We start from the raw sequence: 9,163 nt of genomic DNA, 5'->3' as shown, positions 1-9,163 counted from the left end.
GGGAGACCGGCGTCAGCTGCCGCCAGTCTCGCCCGATCCGATCATGCTTTCGAGTAGTCCCTGAACCCGGATATCGAGCCAGATGCGCAGCCGGTCGGCGGTCTCGACATAGGTCTCGAGCAGTCCCGACAGGGCAGGGACGCGGGTAGCGATCTGCGGCGCATAAAGGTATGCCAGCAGAAGCACTGTCGCGATGACCAGCATCAGGCTGAACCCGTAGCGAAACCCCTTGCGCCGCTGGACCTCGGGTTCCGGCTCCGGAACGTGAGAGTCGATCTGGCGTTCGGATTCCGAACGCAGGCTTGAATTGATCTCGTCGATATCGGGCAGCAATTCCTTGCGGGTGCCGGATTGCGCCGTTACGGCCGCACCGATGGCGGGGGCAGGCTCGCCCCTCATCCGTGCCATGCGCCTGCGCGCCTCCTCGGCCAATTGCTCCTCTCGGTCGACAGGTGCGTCGAGGCCAAGGTCGGGCTGGCTTTCGATGGAGGCGGCTTCGGCGCGACGCTGCGCTTCTTCGCGCTGGGCCTCTTCCTTCAGGATGCGAGAGATCTCAGGCGAAAGTTCGCGCCGTTGTGGACCCTTTTCCTGCACCACGACGTCAGGCTCAGCCTCGTCGGGCTCGTCGTCTTCGATTTCGGCCACAGGTTCGGGTTGTGGCTCAGGCTCAGGTTCGGGCCAGGGCTCCGGTTCCGGCTCGGGCTGAGGATCGGGGATGCGTGGCGCGGGCTCTCCGGCTTCTTCGGCGACAGAGGCGCCGGGGCTTTCGAACCACGTGTGACCGCAATTCGAACATTGAACATCCCGGCCCGACGCCGGGATGACATCATCGGCGACTTCGTATTGGGCACCGCAATTCGGACAGATTAGTCGCATCACGACGGTCCTTTGCCTGTATCACTAGCTGACTGCTTTTTCCGAAATCGTAGCAGTTGGGCGGAGTCACGCCAAGTTTTGCTGCTGCAATCAAGTGCTTCGATTGAAACCTGTGGCAGATTTGGGCAAAGAGAGGCAGCAACGCAAAGGGGCACCGGGGTGATCGAGTTACGGGACGTGGCCTATACCTATGGCCGGGGCGAGCTTTTCGCGGGCATAAACCTCACCCTTGCGCCGGGTTCGTTTCACTTCCTGACCGGGCCGTCGGGTGCCGGAAAGACGACTTTCCTGAAGCTTTGCTACGGTGAACTGATCTCGACGCATGGGACGGTGTCGCTTTTCGGGAAAGATGTCCGCGACATGACGCGCGACGATGTGGCCCTGTCGCGGCGCCGGATCGGGGTGGTTCATCAGGATTGCCAGTTTCTCGACCACCTGCCGGTGTCGGAAAACGTGGCGCTGCCGCTGACGGCCTCTGGCCGGCATGCCGAGATCGAGCCGAACCTGTCCGATCTTCTGGGGTGGGTCGGGCTGAGCGGTCAGGCCGCACAGCGCCCGCCGCAGCTTTCCGGCGGAGAGCGGCAGAGAGCGGCGCTTGCACGTGCGGTCATCACCTCGCCTGATGTGATCATCGCGGACGAACCCACGGGAAACATCGACTGGGAGATGTCGCAAAGGCTTCTGACGCTCCTGGTGGAACTGAACAGGATGGGAAAGGCCGTGATGGTGGCGACCCATGACCTCAACCTGATCCGTGCCGCCAAGGCGCAGGTTCAGGCCCGCGTCCTGCGGCTCAAGGATCGGCAATTGCAGGCAGCGGGGGCGGATCTGTGAGCGGCTGGCTGACGTCTGTCATCGCTCTTGTCGTGGGCGACCGGGAGGCCGACCGCGTCGTCCCCCCCACCGGGTTTACCGCCACGCTGACCGTTTTCACGTCCGCGGCGATGGCTTTCCTCGCGGTGTTCGCGCTGGCACTCAGCCTTGCGACGGACCGTCTGGCCGATCGCTGGGCCGCGGAACTGGCCCGCACCTCGACCTTGCGGATCTCGGCGCCGGCGGGCCAGCTTGGGCCCCAGACCGAAGCGGCACTTCGCCTGCTGGAGACGACACCGGGTGTTGCCAGCGCGCGTGCGCTCACGACCGAGGAACAGCGCGATCTGCTGACGCCATGGTTCGGCGCCGAACTGCCGCTTGAGACACTGCCCATCCCGCAACTGATCGAGATCGTCGAAGAGGGCGATGGCTATGACCCGACGGGCCTGCGGGCCCGGCTTCAGGCCGAGGTGCCGGGCGCTGTGCTGGACGATCACACGCGCTGGCGCGAACCGCTGGTGGAGGCGGCCTCGCGTCTGCGCGGGCTGGGCATCGTGTCGCTTGTCCTGATCGGCGGGGCGACGGCTGCGATGATCACGCTGGCCGCTCAGGCCGCACTTGCCGCCAATGCCCAGGTGATCCGCGTGTTGCGCCTTGTGGGCGCGCAGGACGCCTATATCGCGCGGGCCTTTGTCCGCAGGTTCACCCTTCGGGCGATGGCCGGTGCCGCGATCGGCATGCTGGCAGGGCTTCTTGGCATCCTTCTGCTGCCACGCGCGGATATTGCCGGCGGCTTTCTCACCGGGCTCGGTTTCCGGGGGACGGGATGGCTCCTGCCCTTGTTGATCCCCCCGCTGGCCGGGGTCGTCGCATTCTTTGCCACGCGCTCGGCCGCGCTGCGCAGCCTCAAGGAACAATCATGACCCATCCGCAAAGGCCCGCCCGATGAGATATGCGATCCAGTGGCTGAGATCCCTTGTCTTCGTGGGGCAGGTCTATTTCATGATGCTGCCCGTCGCACTAATCTTTCTGCCATGGGCGCTGTTCAGTCGGGCAGGTGCGATCCGCGCATGTCATGCATGGGTCGACTGGGTCCGCTGGAGCGCGCGCTGGATGGTGGGTATCCGCACCGAGGTGCGCGGCACGCCGCCCACGGACGAGGTTCTGATCGCGGCCAAACACCAGTCGTTCCTTGATATCATCATGATCTACAGCGCCGTTCCGGCGGGCAAGTTCATCATGAAGAAAGAGCTTTTGCGCGCGCCGATCCTTGGCCAATACGCAAAGATGATCGGCTGCGTCCCGGTCGACCGGGGCAAGCGGACGCAGGCGATTCAACAGATGGTCCGCGATGTGAAAGCGGGCGACGCCGCGCCGGGACAGCTGATCATCTATCCACAGGGAACGCGGATCGCGCCCGGTGTGAAGGCGCCCTACAAGGTGGGGGCCGGTGTCCTTTACACCGAGTTGGGTCAGGATTGCGTGCCGGTGGCCTGCAATGTGGGCCTGTTCTGGCCAAAGCGCGGGATCATGCGGACGCCGGGAACCGCCGTGGTCGAGTTTCTGCCCCGGATCACCGCAGGCAAGCCCGTGGCGGAGTTCATGCAGGAGCTTGAACAGGTCGTCGAGACCCGGTCGAATGAGCTGATGGCCGAGGCGGGTTTCGACCCCTCTGCCTGAGACGGTCGCCAGTGCGGCGACCCAAACAAGAGGCGAACTCATGCGCAGCATCATGGATGTATCGGAACTCGACGCGATCTACGGGGCTCCGTCCTCCGGCGCGGTCACCAAGGTCGTTGATCGGCTCAACCCGCTGTATCGCGACTGGATCGACGCGGCGCGCTTCTGTGTTCTGACGACCGTCGGGCCGGACGGGACGGACGGATCGCCCCGGGGCGAGGACGGCCCTGTTGTTCGGATCATCGACGATCAGACGCTGCAAATGCCGGATTGGCGGGGCAACAACCGTCTCGATTCGCTGCGCAACATCGTCCGGGATGGGCGGGTGAGCCTGATGCTGATGGTCCCCGGATCAAGCACTGTCGTGCGGGTCAACGGGACTGCGCGTCTGACGGCGGATGCGGAGATCACCCAAAGCTTCGAACAGAATGGCAAGCATCCCAAGACGGTGATCGTGATCACCATTGGCGAGGTCTATTTCCAATGTGCCAAGGCCATCATGCGCGCGGGCCTGTGGTCGCGCGATGACAGCGCGGGCCTGCCCACGGCGGGCCAGTTCCTCAAGGAGCGGGATGCCGGTTTCGATGCCGAAACCTATGATGCGACCTATCCCGAACAGGCCCGCGAACGGATGTGGTGACTGCGGCGACTGCGATCAGGCCGCAAGCCCCTTCGAGCCGAGGCCCAGGTATTTCCGCCGGCGATTGTCGCGCAGGGCCTTGGCATCCATATTGCTCAGTTCGCCAAGGGCCGCGCTGATCGCCTTGCCCACATCGTCGATGGCTTTCTGCGGGTCGCGATGCGCGCCGCCCAGCGGCTCGATCACGACCTTGTCGCAGATACCCAGCTCCTTGAGGTGCTGGGCCGTCAGGCGCAGGGCCTCGGCCGCCTCGCGCATCTTTTCGGCATCCTTCCACAGGATCGAGGCGCAGCCTTCGGGCGAGATCACCGAATAGATCGAATGTTCCAGCATGATCACGCGGTTGGCCGTCGCGAAGGCCACGGCGCCGCCCGATCCGCCTTCGCCGATCACCACGCTAACCAGCGGCACGCTCAGTGACAGGCACTTCTCGGTCGACCGGGCGATGGCCTCGGACTGGCCCCGCTCTTCCGCGCCCTTGCCGGGATAGGCGCCGGGCGTATCGACAAGCGTCACGACGGGAATGCCGAACCGGTCGGCCAGATCCATCAGGCGGATCGCCTTGCGGTAACCTTCGGGGCGGGCCATGCCGAAGTTATGTTCGATCCGGCTCTTGGTGTCGTTGCCCTTTTCGTGGCCGATGACCATGACCGGCTGATCGTTCAGCCGCGCAAGCCCGCCCATGACCGACAGGTCATCGGCAAAGTTGCGATCGCCCGCAAGCGGGGTGAATTCCGTGAAAAGCGCGTCGATGTAATCGTGGCAATGGGGCCGGTCAGGATGGCGCGCCACCTGACATTTGCGCCATGCGCTGAGATCGGAATAGAGGGTCTTGAGCAGATCGGCCGCCTTCTTGTCGAGGGCGCTGGCCTCTTTCTCGACATCCATGTCCTCGCTCGACCGGGCCATGGCACGAAGTTCCTCGGCCTTGCCTTCGATTTCGGCAAGGGCTTTCTCGAATTCGAGGTAATTTGTCATGGCGCCTCACATGGTCCGGGTTCGGGCTGATATAGGATGCCAAGCGGGTAAGTTGCAACGCCGCGCTGACCTGTCGGCGGCAGCTATCCACGTTTGTGGTCAGCTGGCCGGCATCACGATCTGAACCGTCCCGTCCGGTTTGACCAAGGCCTCCGGCGGGCGGTCGATCGCGGTTTTCGGCAGCACCTGGTCAGAGATGCCGCTGGCCCATCATCCAGATGCCCAACGAAAAAGGCCGCCCAAGCGGGCGGCCCTTCCGAGACGTTTGCAATGCGGATCAGAGGGTCAGGCCCGCATACTTGTTCTTGAACTTCGACACGCGGCCGCCGGTGTCCATCAGGCGGGTGCCGCCACCCGTCCAGGCCGGGTGCGAGCTGGGATCGATCTCGAGAGACATGGTGTCGCCTTCCGAGCCCCAGGTGGATTTCATCTGAACCACGGTGCCATCGGTCATTTTGACGTCGATGATGTGGTAATCGGGATGGATGCCGTCTTTCATCTCGTCTCTCCTCAGGCTTCGGCCCCGGCCTTGTCGGCCTTGGGCTTGTAGTTCGAAACTTCCGCGATCCGGGCCGACTTGCCGCGGCGCGAGCGCAGGTAATACAGCTTGGCCCGGCGGACCCGGCCACGGCGGACCACTTCGATGTATTCGATGTTGGTGGAGTAAAGCGGGAACACACGCTCCACGCCTTCGCCGAAGGAAATCTTGCGCACGGTGAACGAACCGGCAATGCCCTCGCCGTTCTTGCGGCTGATGCAGACGCCTTCGTAGTTCTGGACCCGGGTGCGCGTCCCTTCGGTCACCTTGTAGCCGACGCGAATGGTATCGCCGGCCTTGAAATCGGGAAGTGTCTTCCCGAGGGAGGCGATCTGTTCCGCCTCCAGCTGTTCGATCAGATTCATCTGATCCACTCCTTTTACGTCGCGGTTTGCCCGCGGATGATGTCTGATCCGGGTTCAGGCCCGGACCGCTCTTGTTTGCTATTGGTACGAGTCCAACCCGCACAACACCCGACGGCCGAGTCGCCCCGGCCATCGAAGATGGAGCCGTATAGGCCGGGCGCCCCTTTCGATCAAGGCGGAATCCGTGCCGATCCGATTGACGCAGGCCTAATCCTGCGTCACCCAAGTCTGGCTTGCATGAGGAGGGGCCGATGAAAGCAGATGTCGTTGTCGTCGGAGGGGGAACGGCGGGGTTCGGGGCGGCGGTCGCGGCCGGTCGCGCCGGGCTCGATGTTCATCTGCTGGAGGCCGGGCCGAAGGTCGGTGGTGTCATGGCTTTCTGCCCCGGGATGCCGTGGGGCGCGGCCTATCCGATGGGCACGATCGTCGGCGGGTTGATGGAAGACCTGTCGAATCGGCTTTTCGCCATGCAGCCTCCGGCGGCCGAGGCGCGGCCCTGCACGCTAGCGAATTTCGGACCGGAGATTCAGTACGATCATGACATCGCGACGATCACGATGTTCGAGATGCTCGAAGAGGCCGGGGTGCATGTCCACCTCGGGGCAACGGCGATCGAACCGGTGATGAACGGCGACCGGATCGGCGCGATCCGCTATGCCGACAGGGGCGGGGTCCACGACATGGCGGCCGGCATGGTCATCGACGCGTCGGGCGATGGCGATATCTCGGCCAAATCCGGAGTGCCGTTCGAACTGGGTGACGGCAAGGGCAACATGATGGCGGTGACCCTGTCATTCCACATGCTGGGCGCCGATTGGGATCGCGTCTTTGCCGAGCCCGATCCCTATTTCCGGCGCTTTGCCGCGAAAGGCATCTCTGAGGGCAGGCTGCATGAGGATTTGCACCAGCTCTACCTGATGCGCGGGTTCCATCGCGACACGGTGTTCTGCAACTCGGTCGTGGTGCGCGGGGTCGACGGGACGCGGCCCGACCAGATTTCCGCCGCCACGCAGGAAGGACGGCGCAGATGTCTTCAGCTGGCCGAATTTCTGCGCGCCGATGTTCCGGGCTTCGAGGAGGCGCGGATGGCCAGCCTCGGCCCGACCGTCGGTGTGCGCGAGACCCGCAAGCTGCAGGGGATGATCCGGGTCAGCGGGGCCGACCTTGCACGCGGGCGCAAGTTCTCCGACGGAATCGTCGCCTGCGACAATCCGATCGATGACGTGATGCGGGCCGGGTCCGAGATGACCCATGATGCGATGATCGAGGAAGGCGGCTATTACACGATCCCGCTGCGGGCCCTGATCCCCGAGACGATCGAGAACCTGATGTTCGCGGGCCGAATCCTGTCGGCCGATCCGACGGCCTTTGCCTCGGTCCGGGGAATGCCGCAATGCATGGCGATGGGGCAGGCAGCGGGCGTTGCCGCGGCCTTTGCGATCCGTGACGGCTGCACCGTTCAGGCGGTCGACCGCGCGCGCGTCGTCGAAGAACTCGTCCGTCAGGGGGTGCGGGGGATCGGTGGAAGGGCGCTGACCCCGGCCTAGCCCGTCACTTCCTCGCAGGCTTTGCCTCGGCCTCGTGGCGCACCCACATGTCGGGGCGGCGCGCGCGGGTCAGGGCCTCGCTCTGGGCGCGACGCCATTTGGCGATCTCGCCGTGATTGCCCGACATGAGGACGGGCGGGATCTCTTGGCCCATCCATTCAGCGGGGCGGGTATATTGCGGATGCTCCAGCAGGCCGTTCGAGTGGCTTTCCTCTTCGACCGAAGCCGCATTGCCCAGAACCCCGGGCAAGAGCCGCACCGTGGCGTCGATCATGGCCTGTGCCGCGATCTCGCCGCCGGTCAGGACGAAATCCCCGATCGAAACCTCCTCGATCCCGAAATGATCTAGGACCCTTTGATCGACCCCTTCGAACCGGCCGCACAGAAGGATCACCCCGTCGGTCCGTGCAAGGTTGCGGGCCATCGCCTGATCGAACGGCTTGCCGCGGGGGGAGAGATAGATCATCGGCGTCCGGCCCCGGGCGGCCGCCCGCGCATCGGCAAGGGCCCGCCCTACCACGTCGGCCCGCAGGACCATGCCTGCGCCGCCGCCGGCGGGCGTGTCATCGACGTTGCGATGTTTCCCCTCGCCGTAGAGCCGCAGGTCGATAGGGCGAAGCTGCCAGACCCCGTCCTTGAGCGCCTTGCCGGTCAGGCTTTGCCCCAGAACACCCGGAAAGGCATCGGGAAAAAGCGTGATCACCTGCACCGACCATGCCTTGGCCAGTTCGGGATCCTCCGACATCAGGTCACGGGGCACCAGCGTGGGCCGGATGGATTTGCGCCCGATGGAACGGGCGGGCTTTGATGGATCGGAATCGCTCATGTCCCCGTCATAGGTGAAGCGGCGGACAGTGCAAGCGTCTGCCGGTCCGTGCCAAGCGCGCCGCTCAGCCGGGTTTGACCCATCCCACGACGCCGGCCTCTTCCAGAAGACGGGCCTTGTGCTTGCGCAGCTTGTGTTCCCCGAGGTTGGAGCGGTTGAGCCACAGCAATTCGCGCGAAAGCGTCTCGTCGGGGCCGCGATTGGCATGGCCGACCGGTTCCAGGGATTGGCGCAGTTGATCGGGAAGATCGAAAAGCTCCAGCAGGGAGCCGCCCGGCCCCTTTTCGTGCCGGGTCGAATCCGCGAGCGGCAGGGAAAAGACCTGCGCCGGGACGATCGCGCCGGCCACGTCGGTGATGATCTTCGCGAAATCCGCCGCCGAACGAAGCCGCCGGGCCCAATCGTCGAAATCCTCGGTCAGTTTCTGACCGACAAGATGATGGCGCCACGCGCTCCAGAGCCAATCGTCCGGATCGCGGGTGGTATAGAGAACCATCACCTCCGCCCCCTCGAACCGTTCCTCGAAATAGCCCGCAAGGACCGTCGCGGTGAAGGGGGCGGTGGAATAGTCGATGACGCCGGGCCAGCCGGGGCAATGGCCCGAAAGGGCCTCGCAGCTGACAAGAATGTCTCGTGGATCGTCGGGTGTGATGCCCTGAGCGGCCAGCACCTTGTCGAGTTCCTCGACCAGATCGGACAGCAGAAGCGGGTTCTGCTTGCGCGAAAAGCTCATGCACATTCGTGCAGGCTCCTTGAGGTGCCGCAATTGAAGGATGGCAAGCCTGTCCGACAGCTTGTCCCGGTTGATCCACAGGAACTGCTGGATCGAGGATGTTCCGGTCTTGTGAAAGCCCGGGTGAATGACGATGCGCCTGCCCATGAACCTAGACTGGAGTCGCG

At 64.4% G+C, this 9,163-nt stretch carries 11 protein-coding genes; 5 read left to right on the top strand and 6 right to left on the bottom strand.

Going from position 1 to position 9,163, the window contains the following annotated elements; genetic code table 11:
• Window positions 1-12 precede the first annotated feature (12 nt).
• Window positions 13-876, bottom strand: coding sequence for a zinc-ribbon domain-containing protein (locus EP376_RS08765; protein WP_127655174.1), 864 nt, complete (start codon window positions 874-876; stop codon window positions 13-15).
• 159 nt (window positions 877-1,035) lie between these two features.
• Here EP376_RS08765 and EP376_RS08760 point away from each other — a divergent pair, with 159 nt between their 5' ends.
• Genes EP376_RS08760 through EP376_RS08745 form a run of 4 tightly spaced genes read left to right on the top strand, consistent with a single transcriptional unit; the run spans window position 1,036 to window position 4,009 of the window.
• Entirely contained in the window at window positions 1,036-1,710 is a 675-nt protein-coding gene (locus EP376_RS08760) for a cell division ATP-binding protein FtsE (protein WP_127655173.1), read from the top strand.
• Window positions 1,707-2,612: a cell division protein FtsX gene (locus tag EP376_RS08755; RefSeq protein ID WP_127655172.1), complete on the top strand. Its 906-nt coding sequence runs from the start codon at window positions 1,707-1,709 to the stop codon at window positions 2,610-2,612. The genes EP376_RS08760 and EP376_RS08755 overlap by 4 nt, the downstream gene beginning before the upstream one ends.
• A gap of 22 nt (window positions 2,613-2,634) precedes the next feature.
• Window positions 2,635-3,369 (top strand): lysophospholipid acyltransferase family protein, encoded by a 735-nt coding sequence (locus EP376_RS08750; RefSeq protein ID WP_127655171.1) that lies wholly within the window; start codon window positions 2,635-2,637, stop codon window positions 3,367-3,369.
• A 40-nt stretch (window positions 3,370-3,409) separates the two neighbouring features.
• Entirely contained in the window at window positions 3,410-4,009 is a 600-nt protein-coding gene (locus EP376_RS08745) for a pyridoxamine 5'-phosphate oxidase family protein (protein ID WP_127655170.1), read from the top strand.
• A gap of 15 nt (window positions 4,010-4,024) precedes the next feature.
• Here EP376_RS08745 and EP376_RS08740 read toward each other — a convergent pair whose 3' ends face one another.
• From EP376_RS08740 to rplS, 3 genes are all read right to left on the bottom strand, one after another.
• The gene (locus EP376_RS08740) at window positions 4,025-4,987 is read right to left on the bottom strand and encodes an acetyl-CoA carboxylase carboxyltransferase subunit alpha (RefSeq protein ID WP_127655169.1); all 963 of its coding nucleotides are present in this window, start codon (window positions 4,985-4,987) and stop codon (window positions 4,025-4,027) included.
• 277 nt (window positions 4,988-5,264) lie between these two features.
• The gene (gene rpmE, locus EP376_RS08735) at window positions 5,265-5,486 is read right to left on the bottom strand and encodes a 50S ribosomal protein L31 (protein WP_127655168.1); all 222 of its coding nucleotides are present in this window, start codon (window positions 5,484-5,486) and stop codon (window positions 5,265-5,267) included.
• 11 nt (window positions 5,487-5,497) lie between these two features.
• Window positions 5,498-5,890 carry a 50S ribosomal protein L19 gene (gene rplS, locus EP376_RS08730; protein ID WP_127655167.1) on the bottom strand — a complete coding sequence of 131 codons (393 nt, stop codon included), beginning with the start codon at window positions 5,888-5,890 and terminating at the stop codon, window positions 5,498-5,500.
• A 251-nt stretch (window positions 5,891-6,141) separates the two neighbouring features.
• On the opposite strand from rplS, the gene EP376_RS08725 reads away from it, so the two are divergent.
• Window positions 6,142-7,437 carry an FAD-dependent oxidoreductase gene (locus EP376_RS08725; RefSeq protein WP_127655166.1) on the top strand — a complete coding sequence of 432 codons (1,296 nt, stop codon included), beginning with the start codon at window positions 6,142-6,144 and terminating at the stop codon, window positions 7,435-7,437.
• 4 nt (window positions 7,438-7,441) lie between these two features.
• Here the strand turns inward: EP376_RS08725 and trmD are convergent, their stop codons facing one another.
• On the bottom strand, window positions 7,442-8,263 hold the full coding sequence (gene trmD, locus EP376_RS08720; protein WP_127655165.1) for a tRNA (guanosine(37)-N1)-methyltransferase TrmD: 822 nt from the start codon (window positions 8,261-8,263) through the stop codon (window positions 7,442-7,444).
• A 64-nt stretch (window positions 8,264-8,327) separates the two neighbouring features.
• Window positions 8,328-9,143 (bottom strand): hypothetical protein, encoded by an 816-nt coding sequence (locus EP376_RS08715; protein ID WP_127655164.1) that lies wholly within the window; start codon window positions 9,141-9,143, stop codon window positions 8,328-8,330.
• Window positions 9,144-9,163: the final 20 nt, after the last annotated feature.

The sequence above is a fragment of the Alexandriicola marinus genome (assembly GCF_004000435.1).
Classification (GTDB): Bacteria; Pseudomonadota; Alphaproteobacteria; order Rhodobacterales; family Rhodobacteraceae; genus Alexandriicola; species Alexandriicola marinus.
This window is presented reverse-complemented; position numbering and strand designations above follow the sequence as displayed.